This is a genomic window from Blastococcus sp. MG754426 (genome assembly GCF_021699055.1).
In the GTDB taxonomy this organism is placed as follows: domain Bacteria; phylum Actinomycetota; class Actinomycetes; order Mycobacteriales; family Geodermatophilaceae; genus Blastococcus.
The window spans coordinates 12,350-29,282 of record NZ_SSXC01000012.1 but is presented as its reverse complement, the minus strand read 5'-3'; the positions used below and the strand labels follow the sequence as shown (position 1 = coordinate 29,282).

Annotated in this window: 20 protein-coding genes; 16 read left to right on the top strand and 4 right to left on the bottom strand. The window is 76.8% G+C overall.

Features of this window, described 5'->3' with window-relative positions; translation table 11 throughout:
- Window positions 1–40: 40 nt before the first annotated feature.
- From E9549_RS06755 to glp, 3 genes are read right to left on the bottom strand one after another with little or no spacing between them, the layout of a single operon-like run.
- The gene (locus E9549_RS06755; RefSeq protein ID WP_236825776.1) at window positions 41–538 is read right to left on the bottom strand and encodes a molybdenum cofactor biosynthesis protein B; all 498 of its coding nucleotides are present in this window, start codon (window positions 536–538) and stop codon (window positions 41–43) included.
- Window positions 535–1,008: a cyclic pyranopterin monophosphate synthase MoaC gene (gene moaC, locus E9549_RS06750; RefSeq protein ID WP_308113090.1), complete on the bottom strand. Its 474-nt coding sequence runs from the start codon at window positions 1,006–1,008 to the stop codon at window positions 535–537. Before moaC ends, E9549_RS06755 begins: the two co-directional genes overlap by 4 nt.
- On the bottom strand, window positions 1,005–2,216 hold the full coding sequence (gene glp, locus E9549_RS06745) for a gephyrin-like molybdotransferase Glp (RefSeq protein ID WP_236825775.1): 1,212 nt from the start codon (window positions 2,214–2,216) through the stop codon (window positions 1,005–1,007). The genes moaC and glp overlap by 4 nt, the downstream gene beginning before the upstream one ends.
- Before the next feature lie 51 nt (window positions 2,217–2,267).
- On the opposite strand from glp, the gene E9549_RS06740 reads away from it, so the two are divergent.
- From E9549_RS06740 to E9549_RS06695, 10 genes are all read left to right on the top strand, one after another.
- Entirely contained in the window at window positions 2,268–3,278 is a 1,011-nt protein-coding gene (locus E9549_RS06740; protein WP_236825774.1) for a PfkB family carbohydrate kinase, read from the top strand.
- Window positions 3,271–3,756 carry a carbonic anhydrase gene (locus E9549_RS06735; RefSeq protein WP_308113092.1) on the top strand — a complete coding sequence of 162 codons (486 nt, stop codon included), beginning with the start codon at window positions 3,271–3,273 and terminating at the stop codon, window positions 3,754–3,756. Before E9549_RS06740 ends, E9549_RS06735 begins: the two co-directional genes overlap by 8 nt.
- Window positions 3,757–3,902: 146 nt before the next feature.
- Window positions 3,903–4,346, top strand: coding sequence for a 50S ribosomal protein L13 (gene rplM / locus E9549_RS06730; RefSeq protein ID WP_236825773.1), 444 nt, complete (start codon window positions 3,903–3,905; stop codon window positions 4,344–4,346).
- Window positions 4,343–4,762 (top strand): 30S ribosomal protein S9, encoded by a 420-nt coding sequence (gene rpsI / locus E9549_RS06725; protein WP_374201291.1) that lies wholly within the window; start codon window positions 4,343–4,345, stop codon window positions 4,760–4,762. The genes rplM and rpsI overlap by 4 nt, the downstream gene beginning before the upstream one ends.
- An 11-nt stretch (window positions 4,763–4,773) precedes the next feature.
- Window positions 4,774–6,117 carry a phosphoglucosamine mutase gene (glmM, locus tag E9549_RS06720; RefSeq protein ID WP_236825772.1) on the top strand — a complete coding sequence of 448 codons (1,344 nt, stop codon included), beginning with the start codon at window positions 4,774–4,776 and terminating at the stop codon, window positions 6,115–6,117.
- Window positions 6,118–6,196: 79 nt separating this feature from the next.
- On the top strand, window positions 6,197–8,074 hold the full coding sequence (glmS, locus tag E9549_RS06715) for a glutamine--fructose-6-phosphate transaminase (isomerizing) (protein WP_236825771.1): 1,878 nt from the start codon (window positions 6,197–6,199) through the stop codon (window positions 8,072–8,074).
- 108 nt (window positions 8,075–8,182) lie between these two features.
- Entirely contained in the window at window positions 8,183–8,569 is a 387-nt protein-coding gene (locus tag E9549_RS06710; protein ID WP_236825770.1) for a holo-ACP synthase, read from the top strand.
- On the top strand, window positions 8,566–10,032 hold the full coding sequence (locus tag E9549_RS06705) for an NAD(P)H-hydrate dehydratase (RefSeq protein WP_236825769.1): 1,467 nt from the start codon (window positions 8,566–8,568) through the stop codon (window positions 10,030–10,032). Before E9549_RS06710 ends, E9549_RS06705 begins: the two co-directional genes overlap by 4 nt.
- Window positions 10,029–11,165, top strand: coding sequence for an alanine racemase (gene alr / locus E9549_RS06700; protein WP_236825768.1), 1,137 nt, complete (start codon window positions 10,029–10,031; stop codon window positions 11,163–11,165). The genes E9549_RS06705 and alr overlap by 4 nt, the downstream gene beginning before the upstream one ends.
- Window positions 11,165–12,364, top strand: a complete 1,200-nt coding sequence (locus E9549_RS06695; protein WP_236825767.1) for an alpha/beta fold hydrolase — start codon at window positions 11,165–11,167, stop codon at window positions 12,362–12,364. Before alr ends, E9549_RS06695 begins: the two co-directional genes overlap by 1 nt.
- 9 nt (window positions 12,365–12,373) lie before the next feature.
- On the opposite strand, the gene E9549_RS06690 is transcribed toward E9549_RS06695, so the two are convergent.
- The gene (locus E9549_RS06690) at window positions 12,374–13,060 is read right to left on the bottom strand and encodes a TIGR04222 domain-containing membrane protein (protein WP_308113094.1); all 687 of its coding nucleotides are present in this window, start codon (window positions 13,058–13,060) and stop codon (window positions 12,374–12,376) included.
- Between the two features lie 45 nt (window positions 13,061–13,105).
- On the opposite strand from E9549_RS06690, the gene E9549_RS06685 reads away from it, so the two are divergent.
- The 6 genes from E9549_RS06685 to tsaD are packed head-to-tail and all read left to right on the top strand — an operon-like array spanning window position 13,106 to window position 16,878.
- Window positions 13,106–13,744: a uracil-DNA glycosylase gene (locus tag E9549_RS06685; RefSeq protein ID WP_236825765.1), complete on the top strand. Its 639-nt coding sequence runs from the start codon at window positions 13,106–13,108 to the stop codon at window positions 13,742–13,744.
- Window positions 13,741–14,193 (top strand): tRNA (adenosine(37)-N6)-threonylcarbamoyltransferase complex ATPase subunit type 1 TsaE, encoded by a 453-nt coding sequence (gene tsaE / locus E9549_RS06680; RefSeq protein ID WP_236825764.1) that lies wholly within the window; start codon window positions 13,741–13,743, stop codon window positions 14,191–14,193. The genes E9549_RS06685 and tsaE overlap by 4 nt, the downstream gene beginning before the upstream one ends.
- Window positions 14,194–14,237: 44 nt before the next feature.
- Window positions 14,238–14,762, top strand: a complete 525-nt coding sequence (locus tag E9549_RS06675; RefSeq protein ID WP_236825763.1) for a GNAT family N-acetyltransferase — start codon at window positions 14,238–14,240, stop codon at window positions 14,760–14,762.
- A 6-nt stretch (window positions 14,763–14,768) separates the two neighbouring features.
- Window positions 14,769–15,404 (top strand): tRNA (adenosine(37)-N6)-threonylcarbamoyltransferase complex dimerization subunit type 1 TsaB, encoded by a 636-nt coding sequence (gene tsaB, locus E9549_RS06670; protein ID WP_236825762.1) that lies wholly within the window; start codon window positions 14,769–14,771, stop codon window positions 15,402–15,404.
- On the top strand, window positions 15,401–15,847 hold the full coding sequence (rimI, locus tag E9549_RS06665; RefSeq protein ID WP_236825761.1) for a ribosomal protein S18-alanine N-acetyltransferase: 447 nt from the start codon (window positions 15,401–15,403) through the stop codon (window positions 15,845–15,847). Before tsaB ends, rimI begins: the two co-directional genes overlap by 4 nt.
- Window positions 15,844–16,878, top strand: coding sequence for a tRNA (adenosine(37)-N6)-threonylcarbamoyltransferase complex transferase subunit TsaD (gene tsaD, locus E9549_RS06660; protein ID WP_236825760.1), 1,035 nt, complete (start codon window positions 15,844–15,846; stop codon window positions 16,876–16,878). Before rimI ends, tsaD begins: the two co-directional genes overlap by 4 nt.
- Window positions 16,879–16,933: the final 55 nt, after the last annotated feature.

The window sequence follows — 16,933 nt, the reverse complement described above, 5'->3', positions numbered from 1 at the left end:
GGCCCCCGGCCGCCGCGCGGCCCGGAGGGCCGCGATGTGCTCAGTGGTCGCCGCCGCGCAGCTGGCTGACCACGTGGGGGAGCAGCGGCGCCAGGACCGCGAGCCCGTCCTTCACGCCGCCGGTCGAGCCGGGGAGGTTGACCACCAGGGTGCGGCCGGCGATGCCGGCGAGCCCGCGGGAGAGCACCGCCGTCGGCACCCCGTTCCCGGCCCCGTAGCGGCGCACCGCCTCGGCGATGCCCGGTGCCTCCCGCTCGATCACCGCGCGGGTCGCCTCCGGCGTCACGTCGGTGGGGGAGAGCCCGGTCCCCCCGGTGGTGACGACGACGTCGAACTCGGCGTCGACGGCGTTCCGCAGCACGTTCTCCAGCTCGGTGGCGTCGTCGGGGCGCACGTGGGGCCCCTCGACGTCGAAGCCGAGCGCGGCCAGGCCGTCGGCGAGGGCCTGGCCGCTGCGGTCGTCGTAGACGCCGGCGTAGGCCCGGTTGGAGGCGGTCAGCACCATCGCGCGGGCATCCGGCGGCAGGGCGGCGGTCACCGGGTCCACTCCCCGCTCTTCCCGCCGGTCTTGCGCAGCAGCCGGACGTCGGTGATCGCGGCCCGCGGGTCGACGGCCTTGACCATGTCGATCATCGTCAGCCCGGCCACGGTGACCGCCGTGAGCGCCTCCATCTCCACGCCGGTGCGGTCGGCGGTGCGGGCGGTGGCGGTGATCTCGACGGCGTCGTCGGCGACCTCGAGGTCGACGGTGACGCCGTGCAGCGCGATCGGGTGGCACAGCGGCACGAGGTCCGGCGTCCGCTTCGCCCCGGCGATGCCCGCGATGCGCGCCACCGCCACCGCGTCCCCCTTGGGCACCCCCTCGCCCCGCAGCAGGCCGACGACCTCCGGGCTGACCAGCACGCGGCCGGCGGCGGTGGCCTCGCGGGTGGTGACGCTCTTCGCGGAGACGTCGACCATCCGGGCCGCCCCGGACTCGTCGACGTGGGTGAGACGCGGCTCGCTCACTGCAGGGCTCCCTCGATCAGCACGACGTCCACGGAGGCGCCGGCGGGCAGTTCGGTGACGTCCTCGGGGACGACGACGAGGCAGTTGGCCCGGGCCAGGTGCGCGACCAGGTGCGAACCGGGGCCGCCGACCTGGGAGACCTCGCCGCCGTCGTAGCGGCCGCGCAGGAACTGGCGGCGGCCGGCGGGGGAGCGCAGCGGCCCGGTGAGCCGGGCCGGCGCCCGCAGCCGGTCGGGCGCGGTGTGCCCGAGGGCGCGGCGCAGCGCCGGCCGGACGAAGACCTCGAAGGAGACGAAGGCGCTGACCGGGTTGCCGGGCAGGGTGACCACCGGCACGCCGTCGACCGTGCCGGCGCCCTGCGGGCCGCCGGGCTGCATCGCCACCTTGCCGAACTCCACGGTGCCCAGCGCGCGGAAGGCGTCCTTCACGACCTCGTAGGCGCCGGCGCTCACGCCGCCGCTGGTGATCAGCAGGTCCGCCGTCGCCACCTCGGCGCGCACGGTGGCGAGGAACTGGTCGACGTCGTCGGGGACGAAGTGCAGCCGCCGCGGGACGCCCCCGGCCTCCTCCACCGCGGCGGCCAGCAGCGCGGAGTTTGACTCGTAGATCTGGCCGCGCGCGAGCGGCTGCCCGGGCGCGACCAGCTCGCTGCCGGTGGAGAGCACCAGCACCCGGGGGCGGCGCCGCACCACGAGCTCCGAGACGCCGACCGCCGCGGCCAGGCCCAGCTGGGCGGCGCCGAGCGGCGCGCCGGCGGAGAGCGCGACGGTCCCGGCGGCGATGTCCTCGCCCGCCGCCCGGAGGTGGCTCCCGGCCGCGGGCCGGTCGCGGATCTCCACGACGTCGGTGCCACCGTCGGTGAGCTCCACGGGGACGACGACGTCCGCGCCCGGGGGCAGCGGGGCGCCGGTCATGATGCGGTGGACGGTGCCGGGCGCCAGCGGGACGACGTCGGTGCGCCCGGCGGGGATGTCCTCGGCCACCGGCAGCCGCACCGGCCCGCCGTCCGCGTCGGCGAGCTCGGCCCACCGGCCCGCGTAGCCGTCCATCGCCGAGTTGTCGAAGCCGGGCAGCGGCACCTCGGCGACGACGTCACGCGCCAGCACCCGCCCGTGCGCCTCGGCCAGGGGCACGGTCTCCTCGGGCAGGGCGGGCAGCAGGGCGCTGACCGCCGCCTGGTGTTCCTCGACCGTGCGCACGGGGCACATCCTCGCCCATCGCCGCGCTCCCGACAGCGGCGGTGGCCGGGAGGTGCGGGCATGGCGGCGGTCGTCGTGCTGGGGCAGGTCGGCCGGGACCTGGTGCTGCGGCTCCCGGCGGTGCCGGAGGCCGGCGGCTCGGCCCCCGCCTCCGATCGCAGGGAGCTGCTCGGCGGGAAGGGGGCCAACCAGGCGGTCGCGCTCGCGCAGCTCGGCGTCCCGGTGGCGCTGGTCGGTGCGGTGGGGGACGACGCCGCGGGGCGCGACGTGCTGGCGCAGGCCGCCGCCGACGGCATCGACGTCTCGGGCGTGGTCCCGCGTCCGGGCGCGGCGACGGCGCTCCTGCTCGACCTGGTCGAGGACGGCGGCCGGCGGCGGCTGGTGGAGCACGTCCCGCCCGCGGTGCTGCTCACCCCCGCCGACGTGGCCGCGGCCGGCGGCGTGCTGGCGGGCTGCGAGGTGCTGAGCCTCCAGCTCCAGCAGCCGGGGGCGGCCGTGCGGGCGGCGCTCGGGCTGGCCCCGCCCACGGCGCTGGTGGTGGCCGACGGGGCGCCGGAGGACGCGCCCACGCGGGAGGCGGTCCTCGGCAGGGCGGACGTCGTCCGGGCCGACGCCGCCGAGGCCGAGCTGCTGGTGGGCCACCGGCTCTCCGGCCCCGACGACGCGCGGGACGCCGCCGCGCGGTTGCTCGCGGCCGGCCCCCGGCTGGTGGCGCTGGCGACCGGTGAGCAGGGCGACCTGGTGGCGTGGCGCGCCGGTCCGGCACCGGGGGTGGCGGCGGGCGTGGGGGAGGCCGACCCGGCCTGGGCCGACGGCGAGGTGCTCGTGCCCCGGCTGGGCGGGACGCCGGTGGACCCCACCGGTGCCGGGGACGCGTGGGTCGCGGCGCTCGTCACCGCGCTGCGTGGCCGGCGAGGGCCCGACGAGGCGGCGTGGCTCGGCGCCGCGGCGGCGGCCTCGACGGTCGCGCACGCGGGCGGGCGCCCGGCGCTGGACCCGGCGGTGCTGGCCGAGGTCGTCGCCCGGGAGCGCGACGGCGGCGGCTCCCGGTTATCGTCCGGTCGTGGCTGAGATCGACCGGATGCTCGAGGCGAACGCGGAATGGGCCGAGCGGTTCCCCGGCAGCAAGCCGGTGGCCCCGGCGCGGAAGGTCGCCGTCGTGGCCTGCATGGACTCCCGCATGCCCCTGTTCCCCCTCCTGGGCCTGGAGGTCGGTGACGCGCACGTCATCCGCAACGCCGGTGGCGTCGTCACCGAGGACACCGTGCGCTCGCTGACCATCTCGCAGCACCTGCTCGGCACCCGCGAGATCGTGCTGGTCCACCACACCGACTGCGGGCTGCAGAAGAGCAACGACGTCGACTTCGCCGACCTGGTGGAGCGGGAGACCGGCCGGCGGCCGCCGTGGTCGGCGCGCACCTTCACCGACGTCGACGCCGACGTGCGCGAGTCCATGCGCCTGCTCCGCGACTGCCCCTACCTGGTCTCGCACGAGGTGCGGGGGACGGTCTACGACGTCGACACCGGGCGGCTCCGCGAAGTGACCTGACCGAACGGCCGGGTGACGACGGGCCTTCGACTGGTATCGTGCTCGGTTGGCGCGTGTGCCGGCTGGTGCCGCGCGTGCAGATCCGTCTCCCGTGCTCGGCGAGGCGATCCCACCAGCCATCCCGACGACGACGGAGGACGCGCGCCGTGCGCACGTACACCCCCAAGCCCGGCGAGGTCGCCCGGGCCTGGCACGTCATCGACGCCACCGATGTGGTGCTCGGTCGACTGGCCAGCCAGACCGCGCAGCTCCTGCGCGGCAAGCACAAGCCCCAGTACGCCCCGCACGTGGACGTCGGCGACTTCGTCGTCATCGTCAACGCCGGCAAGGTCGCCCTCACCGGGTCCAAGCGGGACGACAAGCTCGCCTACCGGCACTCCGGCCACCCGGGTGGTCTCAAGACCATCAACGTGGGTGACCAGCTGCGCACCCACCCCGACCGCGTCATCGAGCGCGCCGTGAAGGGCATGCTCCCGCACAACACGCTGGGTCGGCAGATGCTGAAGAAGCTCAAGGTCTACGCCGGCCCGGAGCACCCGCACGCCGCGCAGCAGCCCCAGACCTACGAGATCAAGCAGGTGGCCCAGTGACCAGCGCACTGACCGTGACCGACGCCGAGGGGCGTCCGGTGCAGACCGTCGGCCGGCGCAAGGAGGCCGTCGTCCGCGTGCGGCTGCTCCCGGGCACCGGCCAGTTCAAGCTCAACGGCCGCTCCCTCGAGGAGTACTTCCCGAACAAGGTGCACCAGCAGCTCATCCGTGAGCCGTTCGTGACCCTCGAGAAGGCCGAGCAGTACGACGTCGTCGGCATCCTCAAGGGTGGCGGCGTCACCGGGCAGGCCGGCGCGCTGCGCCTGGCCATCGCCCGCGCCCTCATCGAGGTCGAGGCCGAGGACCGCCCGGCCCTCAAGAAGGCCGGCTTCCTTACCCGTGACCCGCGGGTCAAGGAGCGCAAGAAGTACGGCCTCAAGAAGGCCCGCAAGGCGCCTCAGTACTCCAAGCGCTGACCGGTACGTCCGTGGGTCGCCTCTTCGGGACCGACGGCGTCCGGGGTCGGGCCAACTCCGACCTCACGCCGGAGCTGGCCCTCTCGGTGGCACGTGCCGCCGCAGGCGTGCTCGCCGACCGCGACGGGACCTCGCGTCCCGTCGCGGTCGTCGGGCGCGACCCCCGCGCCAGCGGGGAGATGCTCGAGGCCGCGGTGGTCGCGGGCCTCACGAGCGCGGGAGCCGAGGTGCTCCTCGCCGGGGTCGTGCCCACCCCGGCGCTGGCCTGGCTGACCGGCCGCAGCGGCGCCGACCTGGGCGTCATGATCTCGGCCAGCCACAACCCGATGCCCGACAACGGCATCAAGCTCTTCAGCCGCGGTGGGCACAAGCTGCCCGACGCGGTCGAGGCCGCCATCGAGCGGACCGTCACCGCCGGTTCCTCCGACGGGCACCGCCCCACCGGCGGCTCGATCGGTCGCGTCAGCGCGCTGGCCGACGGCACCGACGCCTACGTCGAGCACCTGCTCTCCACCGTCGACCGGCCCCTGGGCGGGCTCTCGGTCGTCGTCGACGCCGCGCACGGCGCGGCCGCCGCGGCCGCGCCCGAGGTCTACCGGCGCGCCGGCGCGACGGTGCACGCCATCGGCTGCGAGCCCGACGGCTGGAACATCAACGACGGCGTGGGCTCCACGCACCTCGGCCCGCTGGTCGAGGCGGTCCGGGCGCGGGGCGCCGACATCGGGCTGGCCCACGACGGGGACGCCGACCGCTGCCTGGCCGTGACCGCCGACGGCGAGGTCGTCGACGGCGACGCCATCCTGGCGATCTGCGCGCTGGACCTGCACGAGCGCGGCGCGCTGAAGTCCGACACGGTGGTCGCGACCGTCATGAGCAACCTCGGGTTCCACCACACGATGCGCGACGCCGGCATCTCGGTGAGCACGACCGCGGTCGGTGACCGCTACGTGCTGGAGACCCTGCGAGCCCACGACCTCAGCCTCGGCGGTGAGCAGAGCGGGCACCTGGTGTTCCTGGAGCACGCCACCACCGGCGACGGCCTGCTCACCGGGCTGGCCCTGCTCTCCCGGATGGCCGGCACCGGCGCCTCGCTCGCCGAGCTCGCCTCGGTGGTGCAGCGGCTGCCGCAGGTGCTGGTCAACGTGCCCGTGTCCGACCGGCTCGCCGTCGCCGCGAGCGACGAGGTGGCCGCCGCGGTCAACGCGGTCGAGGCCGAGCTCGGCGACACCGGCCGGGTCCTGCTGCGGCCCTCGGGCACCGAGCAGCTGGTCCGGGTCATGGTGGAGGCCCCTACGCAGGACCAGGCCGACGCGGTCGCGCAGCGGCTCGCCGCCGTCGTCGCCGGGGTCGGCTGACCCGCCCGGCCTCACCCTTCGGGGCCGTGCGGACGCGCGCGGCCCGGGCGCCGGGCCGGTCCCCGGTACCCTCGGTCCAATGTGCGGCATCGTGGGATACGTCGGCCCCCAGGACGCTCTGGCCGTCGTGCTGGAGGGGCTGCGCCGGCTCGAGTACCGCGGGTACGACTCCGCGGGCATCGCCGTCGTCGCCGACGGCGCGCTGAGCTCGGCGAAGAAGGCCGGCAAGCTGGCCAACCTGGAGAAGGTGCTGGCCGACCAGCCGCTCCCGGCCGCGACCATCGGCATCGGGCACACGCGCTGGGCCACCCACGGCGGCCCCACCGACCGCAACGCCCACCCGCACGTCTCCGCCGACGGCGCGGTCGCGGTCATCCACAACGGGATCATCGAGAACTTCGCCGTGCTCCGGGCCGAGTGCGAGGCCGCCGGTGTGGAGTTCAGCTCCGAGACCGACACCGAGGTGGTCGCGCACCTGCTGGCCGACGCCTACACCGCGACGCCGGAGGGTCCCGGCCGGCTGGCCGAGGCGATGCGCGCGGTCTGCCGGCGGCTGGAGGGCGCGTTCACCCTCGTCGCCACGCACGTCGCCGAGCCCGACACGCTCGTCGCCGCCCGGCGCAGCAGCCCGCTGGTGGTCGGCGTCGGGGAGACCGCAGACGGCACCCCCGAGTACTTCCTGGGCTCCGACGTCGCCGCGTTCATCGGGCACACCAAGCAGGCGCGCGAGCTCGGCCAGGACCAGGTCGTCGAGATCGACCGCACCCGCGGTCTCACCGTCACCGACTTCGAGGGCACGCCGGCCGAGCCGACCGCCTACACCGTCGACTGGGACGCCGCGGCCGCCGAGAAGGGCGGCTACGACTGGTTCATGCTCAAGGAGATCGCCGAGCAGCCGCAGGCGATCGCCGACACGCTGCTGGGCCGGCTCGGCGAGGACGGCGAGCTCGTGCTCGACGAGGTCCGGCTGTCGGACCAGGAGCTGCGCGACATCGACAAGATCTTCGTCGTCTCCTGCGGCACGAGCTACCACGCCGGGCTGATCGCCAAGTACGCCATCGAGCACTGGACCCGGATCCCCGTCGAGGTCGAGGTCGCCAGCGAGTTCCGCTACCGCGACCCGGTGCTGGACCGCTCCACGCTGGTCGTCGTCATCAGCCAGTCCGGCGAGACGATGGACACCCTCATGGCGCTGCGGCACGCCAAGGACCAGAAGGCCCGCGTGCTGGCCATCTGCAACGCCAACGGCTCGACCATCCCGCGCGAGTCCGACGCCGTCCTGTACACCCACGCCGGCCCGGAGATCGCCGTCGCCTCGACGAAGGCGTTCCTCGCCCAGGTCGTCGCCTGCTACCTGGTCGGGCTGTTCCTCGCCCAGGTGCGCGGCGTCAAGTACGAGGACGAGATCGCCGCGATCGTCGACGACCTCCGGCAGCTGCCCGGCGCCGTCGAGCAGGTGCTCGAGCAGATGGAGCCGGTGCGGGCGCTGGGCCGGTCGCTGGCCGACGCGGGCACCATCCTGTTCCTCGGCCGCCACGTCGGGTTCCCGGTGGCGCTCGAGGGGGCGCTGAAGCTCAAGGAGCTCGCCTACATCCACGCCGAGGGGTTCGCCGCCGGCGAGCTCAAGCACGGGCCGATCGCCGTCATCGACCAGGGCACCCCGGTCGTCGTCATCGTCCCGTCGCCACGCAGCCGCAACTCGGTGCACGGCAAGGTCGTCTCCAACATCCAGGAGGTGCGGGCCCGCGGGGCGCGCACCATCGTGATCGCCGAGGAGGGTGACGACGACGTCGTCCCGTTCGCCGACGAGCTGATCCGCGTGCCGCGCACGCCCACGCTCATGGCACCCGTGGTGACCACGGTGCCGCTCCAGGTGCTGGCCTGCGAGATCGCCGACACCCGCGGCTACGACGTCGACCAGCCGCGCAACCTGGCCAAGAGCGTCACCGTCGAGTGAAGGACCCCGTCCTCCCCACCCTGCGCACGCTCAGGGTGGGACCCGGGACGGGGCCTGTCGCCAGGTGACCGATCGGCGGCGTGACCACCGTCCGGGCAGACTGGGCGGGTGATCATCGGGGTGGGCATCGACGTCGTACCGGTCGACCGCTTCGCGCAGTCGCTGACCCGGACGCCGGGGCTGCGCGACCGGCTGTTCACCGCCGAGGAGCAGCGCACGCCGTCGGGTGCCCCCCGGACCGGGGAGTCGCTGGCCGCCCGGTTCGCCGCCAAGGAGGCGCTGGCCAAGGCGCTCGGCGCCCCCGGTGACCTGCGCTGGCACGACGCCGAGGTGACCGTCGGCGCGCACGGCCGGCCGCACCTCGCCGTGCGCGGCTCGGTGGCCGGCCGGGCAGCCCAGCTCGGGGTCACCTCGTGGCACGTCTCGCTGAGCCACGACGGCGGCATCGCCTCCGCGGTGGTCGTCGCCGAGGGGCTGACCCGGGAGGCGCCGTGATCGACCTGCACACCGCCGCGGAGATCCGCGCGGCCGAGACCCCGCTGCTCGCCGCCCTGCCCGACGGCGCGCTCATGCAGCGCGCCGCCACCGGCCTGGCCACCGTCTGCCTGCGGCTGCTGGGCCGCCCGTACGGCGCCCGCGTCGCCGTCCTGGCGGGCGCGGGGAACAACGGGGGCGACGCGCTCTTCGCCGCCGCCCGGCTGGCCGCCCGGGGGGCGCGCGCGACCGCCGTCCTGCTGAGCCCCGACCGCGCCCACCCGGCCGCGCTCGCCGCCTTCCGCCGGGCCGGTGGTCGCACCGTCGACGCGGCGGCGGCCGGGCCGGTGCTCGACCGGGCGGACCTCGTGCTCGACGGGATCGTCGGCCTCGGCGGCTCCGGCGGGCTGCGGGAGCCGGCCGCCGGGCTGGTCGAGCGAGCGGCGGCGGGTCCGGCGCTGATGGTCGCCGTCGACCTGCCCAGCGGGGTGGACGCCGACACCGGCGCCGTGGCCGGGGCCGCCTTCCCGGCGATGCACACGGTCACCTTCGGGGCGGTGAAGCCCGGCCTCGTCGCCGGGGCCGGCCGCGGCCACGCGGGCGCGGTGCACCTGGTCGACATCGGGCTCGGGCCCCACCTGCCGGCGCCGTCGGCCCGGCAGCTGACCGACGCCGACGCCGCCGCCCGGCTGCCGCTCCCGGACGCCGACGACGACAAGTACTCGCAGGGCGTCGTCGGCGTCGTCGCGGGATCCGCCACCTATCCCGGGGCCGCCGTCCTCTGCACCGGGGCGGCGCTGCGCACGCGGCCCGGGCTGGTGCGCTACGCCGGGACGGCGGCCGACGGCGTCCGGGCCGCGTGGCCGGAGGCGATCGTCACCGACGGGCGCCCGGGGGACGCCGGCCGCGTGCAGGCGTGGGTCGTCGGACCGGGCATGGGCACCGGGGACGACGCCCGCAGCGTGCTGGCCGAGGTGCTCGCCACCGACCTGCCCGTGCTCGTCGACGCCGACGGGCTCACCCTGCTGGCTGCCGAGCCCGAACTGGTCCGCCGCCGGGCGGCGCCGACCGTGCTCACCCCGCACGACCGGGAGTTCGCCCGTTTCGGCGCCGAGCCCGGGGACGACCGGATCGGCGCCACCCGCCGGCTGGCCGCGGACCTGGGTGCCGTCGTCCTGCTCAAGGGCGACGCCACCGTGGTCGCCGACCCCGACGGCACCGTCTTCGTCAACGGCACCGGCACCCCGTGGCTGGCCACCGCCGGCACCGGCGACGTCCTCTCGGGGATCGCCGGCGCCCTGCTCGCCGCGGACCTGCCCGCCGTCGAGGCGACGGCGGTCGCCGCGCACGTGCACGGGCGCGCCGGGCAGGTCGCCGCGGCGCGCGGGCCGTTCGTCGCCGGCGACGTCGTCCGGCACCTGCCGGAGGCGGTCGCGCGGGTGCGCGGTACCGCGCCGGCCGGCCTGCCAGACTCGGGGGCGTGACGAACGGGACCGGTGCGGAGGTGGTCGTCGACCTCGACGCCATCGCGGCGAACACCGCGGCGCTGCGCGAGCGGGTGCGCCGGCCGCTGATGGCGGTCGTCAAGGCCGACGGGTACGGGCACGGGCTGGTGCCCGCGGCGCGGGCCGCGCTCGCCGGCGGCGCCGACCAGCTCGGCGTGGCCGTCGTGAGCGAGGCGCTGGCCCTGCGGGCCGCCGGCGTCACCGCGCCGGTGCTGGCCTGGCTGAACGGCCCGGGAGCCGACATCGCCGCCGCGCTGGCCGCCGACGTCGAGGTGTCGGTCAACGCGACCTGGGGCCTGGCCGAGGTGGTGGCCGCGGCCCGGGCGACCGGCCGGACGGCGCGCCTGCACCTGTTCGTCGACACCGGGCTCTCCCGCGAGGGCGCCCCCGTCGCCGAGTGGCCCGGGCTCGTCGCGGCCGCGGCCCGGGCGCAGGCCGACGGCGACGTCGTCGTCACCGGGCTGTGGAGCCACCTCGCCTACGCCGACGCCCCCACCCACCCGACCATCGCCGCGCAGGTGCGGGTGTTCGAGGAGGCGGTCGCGGTCGCCCGGGCGGCGGGGCTCACCGACGCGCGCCGGCACCTGGCCAACTCGGCGGCGACGGTCGCCCTGCCCGGCACCTGGTACGACATGGTGCGCCCCGGCGTGGCCGTCTACGGGCTGGACCCGCTGGGCGGCGACCCCGCCGCGCACGGGCTGCGGCCGGCGATGACGGTGCGCGCCCGCGTCGCGCTGACCAAGCGGGTGCCCGCCGGCGCGGGGGTCTCCTACGGCCACACCTACGCGACGACCGCCGAGACCACGCTGGCCCTGGTACCCGCCGGCTACGCCGACGGGGTGCCGCGGGCGGCGGGCAACGTCGCGCCCGTCCTCGCGGCAGGGGAGCAGCGGACCATCGCCGGCCGGGTCTGCATGGACCAGTTCGTCCTGGACGTCGGCGACGCCCCGATCGCCGCCGGGGACGAGGTGGTCCTGTGGGGGCCGGGGGACGGCGGGGAGCCGACCGCGCAGCAGTGGGCGGACGCCGTCGGCACCATCCACTACGAGCTCGTCACCCGCATCGGGGGCCGGTTCGCCCGCCGCTACGTCGGCTCGGCGGGGGCGGTCTGATGGCCCGGAGGCGCTCGCAGCCGGCCCGGCCCTCCGCCGGGCACCCGAAGGCGCGCGCCGCCGGCGTCGTCGGTGCCGTGGTGGGGCTGGTCGCCGCGGGCACCGCGGCCGGCGTCGCGCTGAGCCGCATCGCGGCCCGAAGGGTGCGCGCCGCCGAGCTCGGCCCGGCGGCGGAGGTGGCGACGGCGCTGGCCGAGAGCCGGCTCCGCCAGGTCGACCCGCTCGGCGCCGACGCGCGGCCGGCCGACCGCACCGCCCTCGTGCGCGCCGACGACGGCGTGCTCCTGTCGGTCGAGGAGATCGGCCCCCGCGACGCGCCGCTGACCGTCGTCTTCGTGCACGGGTACACGCTGTCGATGGCGTCCTGGGCGTTCCAGCGCCGGACGCTGGCGGCGGAGCTCGCCACCGGGAACGGGCACCGCCCGCAGGCCCGCCTGGTCTTCTACGACCAGCGCGGCCACGGTTCGTCGGGGCGCGGGGCCCCGGAGCACTCCACCATCGAGCAGCTGGCCCGCGACCTGCTGGCGGTCCTGGACGCCCGCGCGCCCCGGGGCCCGGTGGTCCTGGTGGGGCACTCGATGGGCGGCATGACGGTCATGGGGCTGGCCGCGCTGCGGCCCGAGCTGTTCGGCACCCGGGTGCGCGGCGCCGCGCTGATCTCCACCTCCAGCGGCAACCTCGCCGAGCTCAGCTTCGGCCTGCCCGAGATGCTCACCCGCCTGCGCGCCGCCGTGCTGCCGGTCGCCGCCTGGACGATGCGGCACCGGCCGACCTTCGCCGAGCGCACCCGCCGGATGGCGGCCGACCTGGTGTCGGCCGCGACGAAGGCGCTGTCCTTCGGCTCGTCCGAGGTGGACCCGGCGCTGGTGCGCTACGTCGACGCGATGATCGCGGGTACGCCGGTGGACGTCATCGCCGAGTTCTACCCGGCCCTGGCCGGTCTCGACGAGACCGGCCGCCTGGAGCCGCTGCGCCGGGTGCCCACGCTGGTGCTCACCGGCGACGAGGACACGATGATCCCGCAGGGGCACAGCGAGCTCATCGTCGAGCGGCTCGCGCAGACCGGGGAGAACGCCGTCGAGTACGTCGTCGTGCCCGGCGCCGGGCACATGGTGCTGCTGGAGCGGCCCGACGAGGTCAGCGGGGCGATCGCGGGCCTGCTCCGCCGGGTGGGTGCCGACGCCCGCACCGGCAGCTGACCGCGCGGTTCACGAGCCGCCGCCGTCACCACCGCCGCCGCCTCCGGCGTCGAGCCCGAAGCCGGCCGCGCCGCCCAGCGCGGTGTGCGACTGGTGCGCCCCGAACATCGCGCTGCCGCTCGCCGCGTCCCAGCGGCTCCGCCTGATCCGGCGGCCGATCTCGCCCGCGCTCAGCTGTCGCGGCGTCGGCCGCTCGAAGACGGCCGAGCGCAGCGCCGTGTCGGTCATCGCCGCACGTCCGTGCTGCGCGACCAGGACCGCGCTGCCCCCGTCGAGCGACGGGTCGGCGAGCGGCCCCCGGCGGAGGAGCGCTCGACCCGCCCGCGTCGGGGCCCACCGCCCCCGGCGGTGGAGGGATCGGCGGCGGAGCAGCCCGGCATCGGCGAGCCGCCGGGCGAGGCCGGTGATCCGGTCGTCGTTCACCGAGCGCCAGCGGATCGTGTCGACCGACCGGTGCCCGCGGGCACCCACCGCGTCGAGGACGGCCGCCTCGACCGGGTGCCGGCGGAACGCCTCCACCATGGACAGCTCACCGGGCGGGTGCACCCGCAACCGGCCGGATTCGACGAGGACGACGACGGCGGTGTCGACGACGCGCTCCCGCCCACCGGCGAGGAACGCGAACTCGTACAGGTCCAGGTCGGCCATGGCAGTTCCTCCGCGCCGGGGCGTCGTGAGCGCACGGTCGCACGCCACCGGTCCTCGGGGAAGGGTCCGAGGGCGGCTGGTTAGGGTGCGGGGGTGGCCGCTCCCCGTCCGCCCCGGCTCGACGCCGCCGCCGACGAGGTGGCCCGCGCCGCGGCGGCCGCACCCGACTGGGCGGCGCTCGCGGCCACCGCCCGGTCCTGCGTGGCGTGCCCCGAGCTGGCCACGGCCCGGCAGCACGTGGTGGTCGGGGACGTGCCGCACGCCGGCCGTCCCCGCTTCGTGCTGGTGGGCGAGGCGCCGGGGGCGACGGAGGACGAGACCGGCCGGCCGTTCGTCGGGAGGTCCGGGGCGCTGCTGGACCAGCTCCTCACCGAGGCGGGGCTGGACCGCGCGCAGGCCGCGGTGCTCAACGTGGTGAAGTGCCGGCCGCCGGGCAACCGCACCCCGAGGGCGCCCGAGGTGGCGCGGTGCAGCGGCTGGCTGCGCCGGCAGCTGGAGCTGCTCGGCAGCCCCGTCGTCGTCGCGCTGGGGCTCTCCTCGGCCAAGTGGTTCCTCGGGCCGCGCACCGTGCTGGCCGCCGTCCGCGGGCAGGCGCACGAGGTCGACGGCCGCGCCGTCTGGGCCACCTACCACCCGTCGGCCGCCATCCGCTTCGGCCCGAACGGCGCCCCGCGGGCCGGGCTGCTGGCCGACCTGACCGCCGTCGCCGGATCGCTCGAGGAGCAGGGGTGAAGCGCGAGCACGTGCTGCCGGGCCTCGCCGACACGCACGCCCTGGGCGAGGCGCTGGCCGGCCTCACCCGCCCCGGTGACCTGGTGGTCCTGGTCGGGCCGCTCGGCGCGGGCAAGACCGCCCTCACCCAGGGCATCGGCGCGGGGCTCGGCGTCCGCGAGCCGGTCACCTCGCCGACGTTCGTCATCGCCCGGGTGCACCGCGGCGGCCGCATCCCGCTGGTGCACGTGGACGCCTACCGGCTCGGCGGGCACGCCGACGTCGACGACCTCGACCTGGACGCCTCGACCGACGAGTCGGTGACCGTCGTCGAGTGGGGCCAGGGTCTGGTGGAGCAGCTGGCCGACGAGCACCTGGAGGTGCGGCTGGACCGGCGGGACGACGACGTCCGCACCGCCCTGCTGGTGCCGCACGGCGCGGGGTGGACCGCCCGGCTCGACGCGAGCTGAGGCCCCGACCCGCCACGGGGCTCGCCCCGGCTAGCCTCGCGGCCGTGGAGCGGCGGGTGCAGCTGGTCGCGCTGGGTGCGGTCGCACTGCGCGCCCTCGCCGACGGCGACCTGGCCGCGGCCGAGGCGGCCGCTCCCGTGCCGCTCAGCCCGTACCTCGCCGGGCCGGAGTGCCGCGCGGTGTGGCGGATCCGGGCCGAGCAGGTGGTCGCCGATCCGGGGAGCGCCCGCTGGATCACCCGGGTGGTCCACGACCCCGGGCGCGGCGTCTCGGTGGGCCGGGCGGGCTTCCACGGGCCGCCGGACGCCTCCGGCACGGTCGAGGTCGGCTACTCCACCGACCCCCGGTACCGGAGGCAGGGGTACGCCCGGGCGGCGCTGCGCGCGCTGCTGGCGGAGGCGGCCGCGGCACCCGGGGTGACGGCGGTGCGCGCGTCGGTGGGGCCGGCGAACACCGCGTCCCTGGCCCTGGTGCTCGCCGAGGGCTTCGTCGCCGTGGGGGAGCAGGTCGACGAGGAGGACGGTCTGGAGATCGTCCACGAGGTGGCCGCCGGCCCTCGCCTACGCTGAGCGGTCGTGCTGGTCCTCGCGCTCGACACCGCCACCCCGACGCTCGTCGCCGGCCTCGCGCGGTGGACCCCCGACGGCGGCGCGGAGGTGCTCGCCGAGCGCGCCGTGCCCTCGGGCACGAAGCACGCCGAGCTGCTGACCCCGGCGATCCAGGGCGCCCTCGCCGACGCGGGCCTCGCGCTGGACGACGTCGAGGCGGTCGTCACCGGGCTGGGCCCCGGGCCGTTCACCGGGCTGCGGGTGGGCGTGGTCACCGCCGCCGCGATCGCCGACGCCCGCGGGCTGCCGGTGGTCGGCGTCTGCTCCCTCGACGCGATCGGCAGCGGCGCGCGCACGGTGGTCACCGACGCCCGCCGCAAGGAGGTCTACTGGGCCGCCTACGACGACGCCGGCCGGCGGGTCGAGGGCCCCGGGGTGGTCCGCCCCGAGGAGTTCGGCCGAGGTGGGCCGTTCGTGGGCGACCCCGCGTTCGCCGAGCGGCTCGGCGGCCCGGTGACGCCGGCGGAGGTGACGACGGCGGGCCTGCTCCGCGCGGCCGCCGCGCAGCTCAGCGACCCCGGCTCGGCCGCGCCGCTGGTGCCGCTGTACCTGCGCCGCCCCGACGCCGTGCCGCCGACGTCGATCAAGGCGGTGACGCGGTGACCCGGCTGCGGCCGATGACGCTCGCGGACCTGCCCGCGGTGATGGGGCTGGAGGAGGAGCTCTTCGCCCCCGACACGTGGACCGCGGCGATGTACCGCGACGAGCTGTCCCGCACCGACACCCGCCACTACCTGGTGGCCGAGGACGACGGCGGGGTCGTCGGGTACGCCGGCCTCATCGCCTACGACGACGAGGCGCACGTGGCCACCATCGGGGTGACCGGGGCGCGGCAGGGCGAGGGCATCGGCGCGCGGCTGCTCGACGCGCTGCTGGCCGAGGCCGACCGGCGCGGTGCGCCGGTGGTGCTGCTGGAGGTGCGGGCGGACAACGAGACGGCGCAGGGGCTCTACCGTCGGCGCGGGTTCGCCGAGATCGGCCGGCGGCGCGGCTACTACCAGCCGAGCGGGCAGGACGCCGTCGTGATGAGGAGGGGGACGCCGTGAGCGAGCCGCTGGTCATCGGGTTCGAGACCTCGTGCGACGAGACCGGGGTGGGCATCGTCCGCGGGCACACCCTGCTCTCCGACGCGCTGGCCACCTCGATGGAGGAGCACGAGCGGTTCGGCGGCGTCGTCCCCGAGATCGCCTCCCGCGCGCACCTGGAGGCGATGGTGCCGACGGTGCACCGGGCGCTCGCGGAGGCCGGTGTGCGCGCCGCCGACGTCGACGCGGTGGCGGTGACCAGCGGCCCCGGCCTGACCGGCGCGCTGCTGGTCGGGGTCGCCGCCGCGAAGGCCTACGCGCTGGCGCTGGGCAAGCCGCTGTACGGGGTGAACCACCTCGCGGCGCACGTCGCCGTCGACGAGCTGCAGCACGGGCCGCTCGCCGAGCCGTCGATCGCGATGCTGGTCTCCGGCGGGCACAGCTCGCTGCTGCTGGTGCCCGACCTCGCCCAGGAGGTGCGGTCGCTGGGCCGCACCATCGACGACGCCGCCGGCGAGGCGTTCGACAAGGTCGCCCGCGTGCTCGGGCTGCCGTTCCCCGGCGGCCCGCCGATCGACCGGGCCGCGCGCGAGGGCGACCCGCACGCCATCGCCTTCCCGCGCGGGCTCACCGGCCCGCGCGACCCCGCCTACGACTTCTCCTTCTCCGGCCTGAAGACCGCCGTCGCCCGGTGGATCGAGGCCCGCGAGCGCGCGGGTGAGCCGGTGCCGGTGGCCGACGTCGCGGCCTCGTTCCAGGAGGCGGTGGCCGACGTCCTCACCGCCAAGGCGGTGCGGGCCTGCCGCGACCACGGCGTCGACCACCTGGTGCTCGGCGGGGGAGTGGCGGCCAACTCGCGGCTGCGCGCGCTGGCCGAGGAGCGGTGCGCCGCGGCCGGCATCGTGCTCCGGGTGCCCAGCCCCAAGCTGTGCACCGACAACGGCGCGATGGTGGCGGCGCTGGGTTCGCGGCTGGTCGCCGCCGGCGTGGCGCCGTCGGCCCCGGACCTCGGGGCGGACAGCTCGCTGCCGATCGACGTCGTCAGCCGCTGAGGCCCTCCGTCGAGATCGCGTGAACCCGGCGCTCCAGCGGCTCTGATGTGCCGAG

Bases quoted from the DNA above. Each gene is read 5' to 3' on its own strand.
- glp (WP_236825775.1), bottom strand. From the start codon at position 2,216: ATGTGCCCCGTGCGCACGGTCGAGGAACACCAGGCGGCGGTCAGCGCC.
- glmS (WP_236825771.1), top strand. From the start codon at position 6,197: ATGTGCGGCATCGTGGGATACGTCGGCCCCCAGGACGCTCTGGCCGTC.
- E9549_RS06740 (WP_236825774.1), top strand. From the start codon at position 2,268: ATGGCGGCGGTCGTCGTGCTGGGGCAGGTCGGCCGGGACCTGGTGCTG.
- E9549_RS06695 (WP_236825767.1), top strand. From the start codon at position 11,165: ATGGCCCGGAGGCGCTCGCAGCCGGCCCGGCCCTCCGCCGGGCACCCG.